This window comes from Stutzerimonas sp. CXK-1 (assembly GCF_057738225.1).
On the sequence record NZ_CM173217.1, the window covers coordinates 1233980 to 1249013 of the forward strand.

Annotated in this window: 17 protein-coding genes and 1 tRNA gene; 14 read left to right on the forward strand and 4 right to left on the reverse strand. The window is 61.9% G+C overall.

The genetic code is table 11. The annotated features are described in order from the left end of the window. Window positions 1–83 precede the first annotated feature (83 nt). Together lptF and lptG are read left to right on the forward strand one after the other, a co-directional pair. A complete protein-coding gene (gene lptF, locus AC0KXH_RS05765) occupies window positions 84–1202 on the forward strand; it encodes an LPS export ABC transporter permease LptF (RefSeq protein ID WP_041107212.1) in 1119 nt (372 codons plus the stop codon). Continuing rightward, window positions 1195–2256, forward strand: a complete 1062-nt coding sequence (gene lptG / locus AC0KXH_RS05770; protein WP_043219078.1) for an LPS export ABC transporter permease LptG — start codon at window positions 1195–1197, stop codon at window positions 2254–2256. Before lptF ends, lptG begins: the two co-directional genes overlap by 8 nt. Before the next feature lie 32 nt (window positions 2257–2288). On the opposite strand, the gene AC0KXH_RS05775 is transcribed toward lptG, so the two are convergent. The 3 genes from AC0KXH_RS05775 to AC0KXH_RS05785 form a co-directional block, all read right to left on the reverse strand. Beyond that, the gene (locus tag AC0KXH_RS05775) at window positions 2289–2786 is read right to left on the reverse strand and encodes an RDD family protein (protein WP_269262863.1); all 498 of its coding nucleotides are present in this window, start codon (window positions 2784–2786) and stop codon (window positions 2289–2291) included. Between the two features lie 95 nt (window positions 2787–2881). Beyond that, window positions 2882–3094, reverse strand: a complete 213-nt coding sequence (locus AC0KXH_RS05780) for a cold-shock protein (RefSeq protein WP_003298189.1) — start codon at window positions 3092–3094, stop codon at window positions 2882–2884. A gap of 458 nt (window positions 3095–3552) precedes the next feature. Further along, window positions 3553–3639 (reverse strand) — tRNA-Leu (locus AC0KXH_RS05785). Window positions 3640–3746: 107 nt separating this feature from the next. Between AC0KXH_RS05785 and queA the strand changes: the two genes are divergently transcribed. The 6 genes from queA (at window position 3747) to AC0KXH_RS05815 (ending at window position 9755) form a co-directional block, all read left to right on the forward strand. Then, window positions 3747–4793 carry a tRNA preQ1(34) S-adenosylmethionine ribosyltransferase-isomerase QueA gene (gene queA / locus AC0KXH_RS05790; protein ID WP_200628154.1) on the forward strand — a complete coding sequence of 349 codons (1047 nt, stop codon included), beginning with the start codon at window positions 3747–3749 and terminating at the stop codon, window positions 4791–4793. Window positions 4794–4810: 17 nt separating this feature from the next. Beyond that, window positions 4811–5926 (forward strand): tRNA guanosine(34) transglycosylase Tgt, encoded by a 1116-nt coding sequence (tgt, locus tag AC0KXH_RS05795; protein ID WP_165564193.1) that lies wholly within the window; start codon window positions 4811–4813, stop codon window positions 5924–5926. A gap of 43 nt (window positions 5927–5969) precedes the next feature. Beyond that, complete coding sequence (gene yajC / locus AC0KXH_RS05800) at window positions 5970–6299, forward strand: preprotein translocase subunit YajC (protein ID WP_041107200.1); 330 nt, start codon at window positions 5970–5972, stop codon at window positions 6297–6299. A 65-nt stretch (window positions 6300–6364) separates the two neighbouring features. Further along, on the forward strand, window positions 6365–8233 hold the full coding sequence (gene secD, locus AC0KXH_RS05805; protein WP_041107199.1) for a protein translocase subunit SecD: 1869 nt from the start codon (window positions 6365–6367) through the stop codon (window positions 8231–8233). 12 nt (window positions 8234–8245) lie between these two features. Then, entirely contained in the window at window positions 8246–9154 is a 909-nt protein-coding gene (secF, locus tag AC0KXH_RS05810; protein ID WP_488224332.1) for a protein translocase subunit SecF, read from the forward strand. Between the two features lie 67 nt (window positions 9155–9221). Continuing rightward, window positions 9222–9755: a glycine zipper 2TM domain-containing protein gene (locus AC0KXH_RS05815; RefSeq protein WP_041107195.1), complete on the forward strand. Its 534-nt coding sequence runs from the start codon at window positions 9222–9224 to the stop codon at window positions 9753–9755. Window positions 9756–9852: 97 nt separating this feature from the next. Here the strand turns inward: AC0KXH_RS05815 and suhB are convergent, their stop codons facing one another. Next, window positions 9853–10668, reverse strand: a complete 816-nt coding sequence (suhB, locus tag AC0KXH_RS05820; RefSeq protein WP_041107193.1) for a type III secretion system regulator SuhB — start codon at window positions 10666–10668, stop codon at window positions 9853–9855. Between the two features lie 154 nt (window positions 10669–10822). Here suhB and trmJ point away from each other — a divergent pair, with 154 nt between their 5' ends. The 6 genes from trmJ to iscA all read left to right on the forward strand — a co-directional run bounded on the left by trmJ (window position 10823) and on the right by iscA (window position 15033). Further along, on the forward strand, window positions 10823–11599 hold the full coding sequence (gene trmJ / locus AC0KXH_RS05825; protein ID WP_041107191.1) for a tRNA (cytosine(32)/uridine(32)-2'-O)-methyltransferase TrmJ: 777 nt from the start codon (window positions 10823–10825) through the stop codon (window positions 11597–11599). Continuing rightward, window positions 11599–12375 carry a serine O-acetyltransferase gene (gene cysE, locus AC0KXH_RS05830; RefSeq protein WP_041107567.1) on the forward strand — a complete coding sequence of 259 codons (777 nt, stop codon included), beginning with the start codon at window positions 11599–11601 and terminating at the stop codon, window positions 12373–12375. Before trmJ ends, cysE begins: the two co-directional genes overlap by 1 nt. Window positions 12376–12540: 165 nt before the next feature. Continuing rightward, window positions 12541–13032 carry a Fe-S cluster assembly transcriptional regulator IscR gene (gene iscR / locus AC0KXH_RS05835; protein WP_041107189.1) on the forward strand — a complete coding sequence of 164 codons (492 nt, stop codon included), beginning with the start codon at window positions 12541–12543 and terminating at the stop codon, window positions 13030–13032. 30 nt (window positions 13033–13062) lie between these two features. Then, window positions 13063–14277, forward strand: coding sequence for an IscS subfamily cysteine desulfurase (locus AC0KXH_RS05840; protein WP_041107187.1), 1215 nt, complete (start codon window positions 13063–13065; stop codon window positions 14275–14277). Window positions 14278–14312: 35 nt separating this feature from the next. After that, window positions 14313–14699, forward strand: coding sequence for a Fe-S cluster assembly scaffold IscU (iscU, locus tag AC0KXH_RS05845; RefSeq protein WP_041107185.1), 387 nt, complete (start codon window positions 14313–14315; stop codon window positions 14697–14699). Between the two features lie 10 nt (window positions 14700–14709). After that, entirely contained in the window at window positions 14710–15033 is a 324-nt protein-coding gene (iscA, locus tag AC0KXH_RS05850; RefSeq protein ID WP_041107183.1) for an iron-sulfur cluster assembly protein IscA, read from the forward strand. Window position 15034: the final 1 nt, after the last annotated feature.

The window sequence follows — 15034 nt, forward strand, 5'->3', positions numbered from 1 at the left end:
CCCGGCGGCCTGCCGCGGCGGGCCGGTTACGGCGGCTAGTTTGAGCGTAGCCGCCGGAGCCTGACAACCCTGGAGTGTCCGGTTTGATCGTCTTTCGCTACCTGTCCCGCGAGCTGTTGATAACCCTCAGTGCCGTTAGTGCCGTGCTGTTGGTGATCATCATGAGCGGCCGCTTCATCAAATACCTGGCGCAGGCTGCACAAGGCCTGCTCGATCCGGGCGTGCTACTGCTGATCATGGCGTTCCGGTTGCCGGGTTTCCTGCAGCTCATCCTGCCGCTGGGGCTGTTCCTCGGCATTCTGCTGGCCTACGGCCGGCTATATCTGGACAGCGAAATGACGGTGCTGTCGGCGACCGGCATGAGTCAGCGTCGTCTGGTGCTCTACAGCATGGCGCCGGCAGCGCTGGTCGCTGCGCTGGTCGGCTGGCTGAGCTTGGGCCTGGCGCCGCAGGGCATCGCCCAGGTCGACCGGATCCTCAATCAGCAGGATTCGTTGACCGAGTTCGACACCTTGATGCCGGGGCGCTTCCAGACGCTGCGCGATGGTTCGCGAGTGACCTATACGCGCGAATTGTCGGCCGATGGGCGCGAGCTCTCCGGCGTCTTCATCTCCGAAACGACCACGGCAACCCGTGCCGCCAAGGATCGTGGGGTATCGGTGCTGGTGGCCGAGCGAGGCCGTCAGGAGGTGCAGGACGATGGTAGTCGTTACCTGATTCTGGAGAACGGCTATCGCTATGACGGCAAACCCGGCCAGGCCGACTATCGAAAGATCCAGTACGACACCTATGGCGTCCTGTTGCCCAGGCCCGAGGTCAGTCTCGAGCTGAGCGAGCGCGAGGCGATGCCGACTCGCGAGCTGCTCGGTCAGGACGATGTCCGTTTGCGCTCCGAATTGCAGTGGCGGCTGTCATTACCCGTGCTGGTCTTCGTCGTGACACTGCTCGCCGTGCCGCTGGCCAGGGTCAATCCGCGCCAGGGGCGCTTCCTCAAGCTCCTGCCGGCAATCCTTCTATACATGTCCTACCTGGCGTTGCTGATTGCGGCGCGGGGCGCGCTGGACAAGGGGCGTATTCCCATGGCGCTCGGGCTCTGGTGGGTGCACGGCGTGTTCCTCGGCATCGGTCTTTTGATGCTGTTCTGGGAGCCTTTGCGGCTCAGGTTCAAGAAGCGCCGCGCGGTGGAGGTGATCGGTGGCTAAGCTGGATCGCTACATCGGTGTGCACGTCTTTCTCGCCATTCTCTCGGTGCTCGGCGTCATCGTCGGGTTGGCTTTGCTGTTCGCCTTCATCGACGAGCTTGGCGATGTCGAGGGCGGCTACGGGCTGCTGCAGGCGCTCGAGTACGTGCTGCTGACAACGCCGCGCAGGCTCTACGAGATGTTGCCGATGGCCGCGCTGATCGGCTGTCTGATCGGCCTGGGCACGCTTGCCAGCAACAGTGAGCTGACCATCATGCGCGCGGCGGGTGTGTCGCTGGGGCGCATTGTCGTCGCGGTAATGAAGCCGATGCTGGTGCTGCTTCTGATCGGCGTGCTCGTTGGCGAATATGTCGCGCCGCGCAGCGAGGATGTGGCTCAGGCACGCCGCTCGCTCGCGCAGAGTGCGGGCGAGGCACAAAGCAGCAAGCGCGGTCTCTGGCATCGACAGGGCGACGAGTTCGTCCACGTCAACGCAGTACAGCCCGGCGGTGTATTGCTGGGTGTGACGCGTTACCGCTTCGACGACGAGCGCCGGCTGTTGTCGGCCAGCTTTGCCCGTCGTGCCGAATACCAGGGCGAATACTGGCAACTGACCGATATCGCGACCACGCATTTTTTGGGTGACCACACCGAGGTACGCAAGGCGTCAGAAGAGCGCTGGGACGTCCAGTTGACCCCGCAATTGCTGGGCACGGTGGTGGTCGAGCCGGAGGCGTTGTCCATCACCGGATTGTGGCGTTACATCCACTATCTGGCCGACCAGGGATTGAACAATGGTCGCTACTGGCTGGCATTCTGGACCAAGACGCTGCAGCCACTGGTGACCGTCTCGCTGGTGCTGCTGGCGATCTCCTTCATCTTTGGGCCGCTGCGTTCGGTCACGCTCGGCCAGCGCATCTTTACCGGCGTGGTCGTCGGTTTCGTCTTCCGCATCATTCAGGATCTGCTGGGGCCGGCGAGCCAGGTATTCGGCTTCTCTCCGTTGCTGGCAGTCGTGCTGCCAGCGACGCTTTGTGCCTTGATCGGCGCCTGGCTGTTGCGGCGGGCGGGGTGATGGCAGGCCCCGGCTCCGGTCGGCGCCGGGGCTTACTTCTTGTGGATGTTCTTCGGCAGCTGCACGGCCTGACTTTCCGAATAGATGTCGTGCCAGGTCCGCTTTTCCTTGTCCCATAGCATCCAAAGGAAGCCGAGGCCAAGGCAGAGCCAGGAGAGAATCGCCAGCAGAAAGCGCAGTAGCGCCTGCCAAAGGTCGATGGCGCTGCCATCCTTGTTCTGGATGCGAATGCCCCAGACCTGCATGCCGAGCGTCTGGCCGTTGTGGGTCCAGAACTTGGCGAAGAAGCCAAAAAGGCTGAACAAGAGAAGCGTCGACAGTAGCGGATCGATATCCAGACCCCCGGCATCCGCCAGCGCTTTGAGTTGTTCGCTGCCATAGAGCAGGCGCAGCAGTACCTGCTGATAGAACAGGGTGACCACCATCATCAGGGCGATGCATAGCAGGCTATCGTAGAACATCGCCGCGAATCGGCGGACGATGCCGGCGGCAGGGAATTGTCCCTGCGGGGTGAGCATGTGTTTGCGCATGTCGGGTCTCGAAAGGCTGGACGGCGCGTAGTGTACGAAAACCAGGCACAAAAAAGCCCCTGATGTTGCCATCAGGGGCTTTTCGGAGCTGAAGCTTAGCCCAGGATCTGAACCTGGTCAGCCTGCATGCCCTTTTGACCTTGCACTGCGACGAAGCTGACTTTCTGGCCTTCTTTCAGGCTCTTGAAGCCGTTGCCTTCGATCGCGCGGAAGTGCACGAACAGATCCGGACCGCTCTCGGGAGTGATGAAACCAAAACCTTTCTCGTCGTTAAACCACTTGACGGTACCGTTCTGACGATTCGACATATCTTTGTATCCTTGGAACTCAAAAGTAGATGTGCTTCCCGCGTGCAGGAAGCTGGAACTGGTTGCAAGGAGTAAGAGAGTCGAGCGGAGAGCGGATCTTCAGATCTACTGCACCAGGTCACGATTCAACAGCGACCCATGCAAACACAGTGGGCACACTCTACGCCAAGTCTTCGGGCAATCCAACCCCTCGGAGCGATGGAATTTGCCCGATAAGACTGCGCTTCGTCGGCGCTATGTGACTGGGCTGCAGACGGCGGCTGGCGCTCGTCGCAGTGCGCCATGCTCGATCGGGCGATGGTGCGGGCATGATCTGCCCGATGCTCATCGCAAACCTCGAGAGGCGCGTTACCACTGCATTTGCCTGAACGGCGTACTGACTCGACCGCCTGGGTCGATTGTTCGACCCGATCTACCACGATCGTTGATGCCAGGCAGCGGTGCTGCCATGAATCTGATGGTGCCCCGAGAGAGACTCGAACTCTCACGCTGTCGCCAGCGGCGGATTTTGAATCCGCTGCGTCTACCGATTCCGCCATCGAGGCATGAGGCGGCGCAGTATAGGGACGTTGCCAGTCAGGGTCAATCGCCTGCCGTGGTCAGCGCGGTGCGTTTCGGCTAAGCTTTGCGCCCCGTTGCCAACCCGATCGTTATGCAAGTCGCCGATTTCTTTTTTGAGCTTCCCGAATCGCTGATCGCTCGCTATCCGCTTGCCGAGCGCCGCGCCAGCCGTCTCCTCGTTCTCGAAGGGCCGAGCGGTGCCCTTAGTCATCGCCGCTTTGCTGATCTGCTTGACTATGTGCGGCCGGGCGATCTGATGGTGTTCAACGATACGCGGGTCATTCCGGCGCGGCTGTTCGGGCGCAAGGCCACGGGCGGCCAGCTCGAGATACTGGTAGAGCGTGTGCTGGACACGCAGCGTGTGCTGGCTCATGTGCGTGCCAGCAAGTCGCCAAAGGCCGGCTCCAGCATCCTCATCGACGGCGGTGGCGAGGCGCAGGTCCTGGGGCGTCAGGAGAGTCTTTTCGAGCTGGGCTTTAGCGAGCCCGTTCTGCCGCTGCTCGAGCGCGTCGGTCATATGCCGCTGCCTCCTTATATAGATCGGCCCGACGAGGGCAGCGACCGGGAGCGTTATCAGACCGTTTACGCGCAGCGCGCCGGTGCCGTCGCTGCACCCACTGCGGGCCTCCATTTCGACGAGGCCATGCTCGCTGCGTTGCGAGAGCAAGGCGTCGCAACCGCCTACGTCACCTTGCATGTCGGTGCCGGGACCTTTCAGCCGGTGCGTGTCGAGCGCATCGAGGACCACCATATGCACAGCGAGTGGCTGGAGGTGGGGCAGGCAGTGGTCGATGCGGTTGCCGAATGCCGGGCGCGTGGCGGGCGGGTGATTGCCGTCGGCACGACCAGTGTGCGATCGCTGGAGACTGCGGCGCGCTCAGGTCAGTTGCAGCCGTTCGCGGGCGAGACCGATATCTTCATCTATCCGGGCAAGCCCTTTCATGTGGTCGATGCGTTGGTGACCAACTTCCATCTACCCGAGTCCACCCTGCTGATGCTGGTTTCCGCCTTTGCCGGTTATCGCGAGACGATGGCCGCCTACGCCGAGGCGGTCCGCGAAGGCTACCGCTTCTTCAGTTATGGAGATGCCATGTTCATAACCCGCAACCCTGCCGCGCGCGGCCCCGAGGATCGCTGATGAGCCGTACCTGTCGCATGACCTTCGAACTTCTGGCCACCGAGGGCAAGGCCCGCCGCGGCCGTCTGCGCTTTCCGCGCGGGGTCGTGGAGACACCGGCGTTCATGCCGGTGGGCACATATGGCACCGTCAAGGGCATGTTGCCGCGCGACGTCGAGGGAATTGGCGCTCAGATCATTCTTGGCAATACCTTCCATCTCTGGCTCCGCCCGGGGATGGATGTGATTCGTGAGCATGGCAGCCTGCATGGATTCATGCAGTGGAATGGTCCGATCCTGACCGACTCCGGTGGTTTTCAGGTCTTCAGTCTGGGCGCGATGCGCAAGATCAAGGAGGAGGGCGTCTATTTCGCCTCTCCGGTCGATGGCGCAAAGGTGTTCATGGGGCCGGAAGAATCCATGCAGGTTCAGCGTGATCTCGGCTCGGACATCGTGATGATCTTCGATGAGTGCACGCCCTATCCGGCGGACGAAGAGACCGCACGCCGCTCCATGGAGCTGTCGCTGCGCTGGGCGAAGCGCTCGAAGATCGCCCATGGTGATAGCTCGGCGGCGCTGTTCGGCATCGTCCAGGGCGGCATGCATGAGTCGCTTCGCATGCGATCGCTCGAAGGGCTGTGCGAGATCGGCTTCGATGGCCTGGCGATTGGCGGGCTTTCGGTCGGCGAGCCCAAGGAGGAGATGATCCGGGTACTGGATTTCCTTCCGCCGCAGATGCCAGCTGACAAGCCGCGCTATCTGATGGGCGTCGGTAAGCCGGAGGACTTGGTCGAAGGCGTGCGGCGCGGTGTCGACATGTTCGACTGCGTGATGCCGACGCGCAATGCGCGCAATGGGCATCTGTTCACCGAAAACGGTGTGGTGAAAATCCGCAACTCGGTGCACAAGCACGACAATTCGCCACTCGACGCTGAATGCGACTGTTACACCTGCAAACACTTCTCGCGAGCCTATCTGCACCACTTGGACAAATGCGGCGAAATGCTCGGTAGCATGCTCAACACCATCCACAACCTGAGGCATTATCAGCGGTTGATGGCTGGTTTACGCGGCGCCATCGAAGAGGGTACATTGGCCGCCTTTGTCGACGCCTTCTATGCCCGGCGCGGTCTGCCAACGCCGCCGCTCGCATGACAGATCCCACTAGAAAAGATCCTTTCTGCAACAGGAGTGCTACATGAGCTTTCTGATTCCCGTCGCCCATGCCCAAGAGGCCGCCGCCGCACCTGCCGGCACCGGTTTCGAGTGGGTGTTCCTGGTCGGCTTTCTGGTCATCTTCTATCTGATGATCTGGCGGCCACAGGCCAAGCGCGCCAAGGAGCACAAGAATCTCCTCGGTGGGCTGCAGAAGGGCGATGAGGTGGTGACCTCCGGCGGCATCGCCGGCAAGGTGACCAAGGTTGCCGACGACTTCGTCGTGCTCGAGGTCTCCGACAATGTCGAGTTGAAGTTCCAGAAGGCGGCGGTTGCCGCGACCCTGCCCAAGGGCACGCTGAAAGCGATCTGAGCTGACTTACTCAACATCTACGACGGGGCGCGCAAGGCGCCCCGCGTCATTAGACGGGCTGTTCCATGCTCAACAAATATCCTCTCTGGAAATACCTGCTGATCCTGGTGGTGCTTGCGGTGGCCACCATCTATTCGGCACCCAATCTTTACCCTGACGATCCTGCAATCCAGATCACTGGTGCGAGCACTGCCCAGGCCGTGCAGGCTGCGGATCTGGAACGGGCCAGCAAGGCGCTCGCCGAGGCGGGAATCGTCGTCAAGGCGACCAAGCTTTCCGAGACCGGCAGCCAGGGGCTGCTGCGCTTGCAGCAGCAGGATGATCAGCTGCCGGCCAAGGACATCGTGCGGCGCGCACTGGGCGATAGCTTCGTGGTGGCCCTGAACCTGGCCCCGACCACGCCCGAATGGCTGCGCAACCTCGGGGCGAGCCCGATGAAGCTCGGGCTGGATCTCTCTGGTGGGGTGCACTTCCTGCTCGAGGTGGACATGCAGAAGGCCATCGATACCCGGCTGAATGTCTACGAGGGTGAGATCAAGAGCCTGCTGCGCAAGGAGCGTGTGCGCTATCGCAGCCTGCCGGGCCAGAAAGGCGTCATTCAGCTCGGCTTCGCTGACGAGGCGACCGCGAGCGAAGCGCAGGGCCTGATTCGCAAGAACTACAACGACTTCCAGATGAACGTTGCGCCGCGCAACAATCTGCAGGTGCTTACGCTCAACCTCTCCGAGGCAAAGCTCGCCGAGATTCGTGAATACTCGATCAAGCAGAACCTCACTACGGTTCGCAACCGGGTCAACGAGCTCGGCGTCGCCGAGCCGTTGGTGCAGCGCCAGGGTGCCAATCGTATCGTCGTCGAACTCCCTGGTGTGCAGGACACTGCGGAAGCCAAGCGCATCCTCGGCAAGACGGCCAACCTCGAGTTCCGCCTGGCGGCGGAGCCGGATGCGCCGCGTGCGTCCACCGAGAGCTTCGAATTCCGCGAGCCGGGCCGGCCGCCGGTGGATCTCGAACGTACCCTGATCATCACCGGCGACCAGGTGACCGATGCTCAGGCCAGCTATGACGAGAACGGCCGGCCGCAGGTAAATATTCGTCTCGACGGTCACGGTGGTGACCTGATGAACCGTGCGACGCGCAACAACGTCGGACGCAGCATGGCGGTTATCTTCATCGAGCAGAAGCCGGTCACGCGCTATGTGCGCGAGGTGGTGGATGGCGTCGAGCAGGAAAAGCGCATCGAGACCTTCCAGGAAGAAAAGAAGATCATCAGCCTGGCAACGATTCAGTCGCCGCTCGGCAGTCAGTTCCGGATCACCGGTCTGGACGGCCAGGGTGAGTCGTCCGAGCTCGCTTTGCTGTTGCGCGCCGGCGGTCTGGCGGCGCCCATGTACTTCGCCGAGGAGCGCACCATCGGCCCGAGCCTGGGCGCCGAGAACATCGAGCTCGGCGTCGAGGCGGCTCTATGGGGCTTCCTGTTCGTCGCGCTGTTCATCGTGGCGATCTACAAGTTCTTCGGCTTGCTCGCAACGGCGGCCCTGCTGTTCAACATGGTCGTACTGACCGCGCTGATGTCGATCCTCAACGCAACGCTCACCCTGCCGGGTATCGCCGGCATCGTGCTGACCATGGGCATGGCGGTCGATGCGAACGTGCTGATCTTCTCGCGCATTCGCGAAGAGCTGGCCAATGGCATGTCGGTGCAGCGCGCGATCCATGAAGGTTTCGATCGGGCCCTTTCGGCCATCGTCGACGGCAACGTCACTACCCTGTTGGTTGGGGCCATTCTGTTCGCGATGGGAACCGGGCCGATCAAGGGCTTCGCGGTGACGCTGTCGCTGGGCATTCTCACGTCGATGTTTACCGCTGTCATCGTGACGCGCGCCATGGTCAACCTGATCTATGGCGGCCGCGATCTCAAGAAGCTGTGGATCTAAGGGGTTGTGACGATGAAGCGCGTAATCAACTTCATGGGTATTCGTCACGTGGCGTTCGCCCTGACGGTGCTGGTGACCATTGTCTCGCTCGTTAGTCTGGTGACGAGAGGGCTGAATTTCGGCTTGGACTTCACGGGCGGCACGCTCATCGAGCTGAGCTACGAGCAGCCCGTTGCGCTGGACACTGTCCGTGCGCAGTTGGGGGAGGCTGGCTACGGAAGTGCGGTCGTGCAGAGCTTTGGTGCAACCACCGATGTGCTGGTTCGCATGCCTGGCGATGACCCGCTGCTTGGTCAGCGTGTCGCCGAGGCGCTGCAGCGGGCCGATGCCGGTGCCTCGGTGGCGGTCAAACGGGTCGAGTTCGTCGGGCCTGCAGTTGGCGAGGAGCTGCGTGACCAGGGTGGGCTCGGCATGCTGCTCGCACTGGCCGGGATCCTGGTCTACGTGGCCTTCCGCTTTCAGTGGAAGTTCGGTTTCGGCGCGGTGGTATCGCTGTTTCACGATGTCATCGTGGTGCTTGGGGTGTTCGCGCTGTTTCAGATCACGTTCGATCTGACCGTGCTCGCCGCGGTACTGGCCGTGATCGGTTATTCGCTAAACGACACCATCGTGGTGTTCGACCGTATCCGCGAGAATTTTCGCGTGCTGCGCAAGACCGAGCTGATCGACAACATCAACATTTCCACCACGCAGACGCTGCTGCGGACGTTGGCGACGTCGATCTCGACCATGCTCGCAATTCTTGCGCTGATGGTCTTTGGTGGCGAGAACCTGTGGGGCTTCTCGCTGGCGTTGATGGTGGGCGTTGGCGCGGGCACCTATTCGTCGGTTTATATCGCCAGCCTGTTCCTCATCTGGCTCAAGCTCACGCGCGATGACCTGATACCGCCTGCGGTGGAGGAAGTCGACGAGCGTCCATGAACTTCTCGCTGTCCTGCTTGTCCTAGCGGCGAGCAGGGCGCCGCCATATGGCGCAGGAGAAGTTGCGATGAACAAGTCGATGATGGTGGGTGCCGCGCTGGGCGCGGTGGTGGCGACGGCAGGTGGTGCGTTCGCCACCTACAGCCTGGTTGATCGGGGACCGCAGTTTGCTGAGGTGCTCGCGGTCGAGCCAATCAAGGAAACTGTCAGAACGCCGCGCGAAGTCTGTCGCGATGTAACCGTTACACGGCAGAAGCCTGTTCAGGATCAGCATCGTATCGCCGGTACGGCCGTCGGGGCTGTGGTGGGCGGCCTGCTGGGTAACCAGATCGGTGGCGGCACCGGCAAGAAGATCGCCACGGTCGCGGGCGCGGTAGGCGGCGGTTACGCCGGCAACCAGGTGCAGGAACGGATGCAGCGCAACAGTACCTACACCACGACGGAGACGCGCTGCGATACGGTCATGGACAGCCACGACAAGGTCGTCGGCTATAACGTCCGTTATGACCTTGATGGCAAAGTGGGCCAGGTCCGCATGGATCGTGAGCCCGGCGCACAGATTCCGGTAAAGGATGGCCAGTTGGTGCTGGCACAACAGTGATCGATGGCAGGTCGCTTCGGCGAGGCTGCTGCAAACAGAAAGCCCCGGTCACTTGGCCGGGGCTTTCTGTTTCTGCGCTAGAGCTTCTGTATGGAGATCAGCGCTTCATTGAGGGCGTGAGGTGCGGCTGGATAGCCGTCAGCACAGCTTTGAAGCATTTGACGTTGCCGGCGACGATCTGGCCCTTTTCGAGGAATTCGTGACCGCCCGCGAAGTCGCTCACGAGGCCGCCTGCTTCCTGGATCAGGAGGGCACCAGCGGCCATGTCCCACTCGGACAGGCCGAACTCCCAAAAGGCGTCAAAGCGGCCGGCCGCCACGTAGGCCAGGTCGAGGCTGGCGGCGCCGGCACGGCGCAGGCCGGCGGTCTGTCCAACCAGGGCACGGAACATGTTGAGGTAGCTGTCGAGGTTGTCCAGCTGCCCATCGCGGAAGGGAAAGCCGGTACCCAGCAGGGCGCCTTCCAGGCTCTTGCGTGAGCTGACCCGCAGGCGGCGGCCATTCAGCGCGGCGCCACGTCCACGGCTCGCCGTGAATTCCTCCTGGCGCACCGGGTCGAGCACCACGGCATGTTCCAGGCGGCCACGATATTTGCACGCGATGCTGACTGCATAGTGAGGGACGCCGCGCACGAAGTTGGTGGTGCCGTCGAGTGGGTCGATGATCCACTGGTAGTCGGCGCCGTCGCCGCTGCCTTCGAGCGCGCCGCCTTCTTCGGCCAGAATGCCGTGGTTCGGATAGGCCTTGCGCAGCGCGTTGACAATGACCTGCTCAGCGGCGCGGTCGATTTCGCTCACGTAGTCCTTGGCTTCCTTCTCGTTCACCGAGATCACGTCCAGGCGCTCGGTGGAACGGACAATCAGTTCGCCAGCGCTGCGGGCGGCGCGCAGCGCGATATTCAGCATGGGCTGCATGAAACTTTACCTGGTCGTTTAAAGAAAGCCGGAAATCATATCAGGAAAGGCTCCGTACATGTAGCGTCCAGCGAGGTGGTCGGTGCGGTACGCGGTGCGTGAGGCCGACGCTTTGCGGTAAGCTGCAGCGCTTCTTTTTTGGGCGGGAACGAAGGTGTCGTTACACAACATTCGAGTGGTGCTGGTCAATACCAGTCATGCCGGCAACATTGGCGGCGCTGCGCGCGCCATGAAGAACATGGGGCTGTCGCGCCTGGTGCTCGTGCAGCCAGAAGACTTTCCGAGCTCCGATGCGATTGCCCGCGCCTCTGGTGCAACCGATATCCTCGACAATGCCCAGGTGGTCGATACGCTTGAGGAGGCTCTGGCGGGCTGCAGTCTGGTGCTCGGCACCAGCGCGCGCGACCGGCGTATTCCCTGGCCGTTGCTCGATCCGCGCGAGTGCGCTTCGGTCAGTCTGGAGCAGGCGGGGCAGGGGGGGGAGGTCGCGCTCGTCTTCGGTCGCGAGTACGCCGGGCTGACCAACGAGGAGCTGCAGCGCTGTCAGTACCACGTGCACATCCCGTCCGATCCCGAGTTCGGCTCGCTCAATCTTGCGGCAGCGGTGCAGGTTCTGACCTACGAGGTGCGCATGACTTGGCTGGCAGCCCAGGGGCGGCCTACCAAGAGCGAAAAGCTGGAAACGACGGCCATGCTCGATACGCAACCGGTGACCGTGGATGAGCTGGAGCACTACTTCGGGCATCTCGAGCAGACGCTGATCGAGATCGGCTTTCTCGATCCGCAAAAGCCGCGTCACCTCATGCCCAGGCTGCGTCGGCTCTATGGCCGAAGCGGCATTACCAAGCTGGAAATGAACATTTTGCGCGGTATCCTGACCGAGACACAGAAGGCGGCCCGCGGCGAGCCGCACAAGCGGAGAAAGGAATGATGTTCGAACGCATGCGTGAAGATATCCAGAGCGTATTCCATCGCGACCCGGCGGCACGTAATGCATTCGAAGTGATGACCTGTTACCCGGGGCTGCATGCCATCTGGATCCATCGCGCGTCCCATTGGCTCTGGCAGCATGACTGGAAGTGGCTGGCGCGCATGTCCTCCAATCTTGCGCGCTGGTTGACCGGCATCGAGATTCATCCGGGCGCAAGAATCGGGCGCCGATTCTTCATCGACCATGGTATGGGCATCGTCATCGGCGAAACGGCCGAAATCGGCGACGATGTCACGCTCTACCACGGGGTCACGCTGGGGGGTACCAGCTGGAACAAGGGCAAGCGCCACCCGACCCTGGAGGATGGAGTCATCGTCGGGGCCGGTGCGAAGATCCTCGGTCCGTTCACGGTTGGGGCCGGTGCGAAGATTGGCTCCAATGCGGTGGTGACGCGCGCAGTTCCGGCCGGCGCGACGGCTGTCGGCATTCCCGGGCGCATCATCGCCAAGGCCGATGACGAGCAGGAGGCACGGCGCAAGGCCATGGCTGAGAAGATCGGCTTCGATGCCTATGGCGTCAGTGGCGATATGCCAGACCCGGTCTCACGGGCCATCGGCCAGCTGCTCGATCACATGCAGGCCGTCGAGGAGCGCCTCGAGGGTATGTGCGGTGCGCTGAAGGCCCTCGGCAGCGACTATTGCGCCAAGGAGCTCCCGGAGCTGCGTGACGAGGATTTTGCTGAAGTTCAGCCAAAGGAAAACGGTCCGTCGGCTTGAGCATCGCCGGCGCTGGGCTGCTATCATGCGCGCCGCCTGCTAGGACGAGTGGTGATCGGGCGGCCCGGCTCGTTCAATACCCGACTATGGTAATAGGTCTTATAGTTGACCTTAATACTCGGGAATAGCATAATTGCACCAAACCGTGATGCCTGGTGCAAGCCGATGCGATTGACCACTAAAGGCCGTTATGCCGTTACCGCCATGCTTGATCTGGCGCTGCATGCGCAGCATGGTCCGGTATCCCTTGCCGATATTTCCGAGCGGCAGGGGATCTCGCTTTCCTACCTTGAGCAGTTGTTCGCCAAGTTGCGCCGCGGCAGTCTGGTGACGAGCGTCCGCGGCCCCGGTGGCGGTTATCAGCTGTCGCGAGACATGGCCGGCATTCAGGTCGCGCAAGTGATCGATGCAGTCAACGAGTCTGTCGATGCCACTCGCTGCCAGGGGTTGGGCGGATGCCACTCTGGCGACACCTGCCTCACTCATCATCTGTGGTGCGACCTCAGCCAGCGGATCCATGAGTTCTTGAGTGGCATCAGCCTGGCGGACCTAGTCAATCGCCAAGACGTACAGCAGGTTGCCCTGCGTCAAGATATGCGCCGGGCCAACGGGGGCGCTGCGCCTCTGGATAAGATCGAAACGTCGGCCGTTGAATGAGCCGGGCGTTCGCCTGATAGGAGACACTCCATGAAGTTGCCGATTTACCTGGACTATTCCGCGACAACACCGGTCGATCCTCGCGTCGCCGCCAAGATGGTCGAATGCCTGACCACCGAGGGTAACTTCGGTAACCCGGCGTCGCGCTCCCATCTGTTCGGCTGGAAGGCCGAAGAGGCGGTGGAGAATGCGCGTCGGCAGGTTGCCGAGCTGGTCAATGCCGATCCGCGGGAGATTGTCTGGACGTCCGGCGCGACCGAGTCGGATAACCTGGCCATCAAGGGTGTGGCGCACTTCTACGCCTCCAAGGGCAAGCACATCGTTACCACGAAGATCGAGCACAAGGCAGTTCTGGACACCACTCGCCAGCTCGAGCGAGAGGGGTTCGAGGTAACCTACATCGAGCCGGGCGAGGACGGCATCATCACGCCGGCGATGGTCGAGGCAGCGCTGCGTGACGACACCGTGCTGGTTTCGGTCATGCATGTGAACAACGAGATCGGCACGATCAACGACATCACCGCCATTGGCGAGCTGACCCGGTCGCGCGGGATTCTCTTCCATGTTGATGCGGCCCAGTCCACTGGCAAGGTCGAGATCGACCTGGAAAAGATGAAGGTCGACCTGATGTCGTTCTCGGCACACAAGACCTACGGGCCCAAAGGGGTTGGCGCTCTGTATGTGCGTCGCAAGCCGCGTGTTCGCCTCGAAGCGCAGATGCACGGCGGTGGCCATGAGCGCGGCATGCGCTCGGGTACCCTGGCGACCCACCAGTTGGTCGGCATGGGCGAGGCCTTTCGCATCGCCAAGGAGGAGATGGCACAGGAGAACGAGCGGCTCCGCGGCCTGCGCGATCGGTTCCTGCGCAAGGTCGAGGCGCTGGAAGAGCTCTACATCAACGGCAGCATGACGGCCCGTGTGCCTCACAACCTCAACCTGAGCTTCAACTACGTCGAAGGCGAGTCGCTGATCATGGCGCTCAAGGATCTTGCGGTGTCGTCCGGTTCTGCCTGTACCTCGGCGTCGCTGGAGCCTTCCTATGTACTGCGCGCCCTTGGGCGTAACGACGAGCTGGCGCACAGTTCGATTCGCTTCTCGTTTGGTCGCTTCACGACCGAAGAGGAAATCGACTACGCAGCAAGCAAGGTTTGCGAGGCGGTGAACAAGCTCCGCGAGCTTTCGCCGCTTTGGGATATGTACAAAGACGGCGTCGACATTTCCAAAGTGCAGTGGCAAGCCCACTGAGCGGAACGCGAGCGTCTTAGAGAGAGGATTGCACCATGGCTTACAGTGACAAGGTCATCGACCACTACGAGAATCCGCGCAACGTCGGCAAGTTCGATGCGGAAGACCCCAACATCGGTACCGGTATGGTCGGCGCGCCCGCATGTGGTGATGTCATGCGCCTGCAGATCAAGGTCAACGAGCAAGGCGTGATCGAAGACGCCAAGTTCAAGACCTACGGCTGCGGCTCGGCGATTGCCTCCAGTTCCCTTGCCACCGAGTGGATGAAAGGCAAGACCCTGGAAGAGGCCGAGTTGATCAAGAACACTCAGCTTGCCGAAGAGCTCGCCCTGCCGCCGGTAAAGATCCATTGCTCGGTATTGGCAGAAGACGCGATCAAGGCAGCCGTGCGCGACTATCGCGAGAAGAAAGGTCTGCTCTGAGGAGGTATCGATGGCTATCACCATGACGCCTGCGGCGGCATCCCACGTCCGGCGCTCCCTGGATGGGCGTGGCAAGGGCGATGGTATTCGGCTGGGTGTGCGAACCACTGGCTGCTCCGGTCTGGCCTACGTGCTCGAGTTCGTTGACGAGGCGGCGCCGGAGGATGTGGTGTTCGAGAGTCACGGCGTGAAGGTGATCATCGACCCCAAGAGCCTGGTCTATCTGGACGGCACCGAGCTCGACTTCGTGCGTGAAGGGCTGAACGAGGGCTTCAAGTTCAACAACCCCAACGTGCGCGGCGAGTGCGGTTGCGGTGAGAGCTTCAATGTCTGAG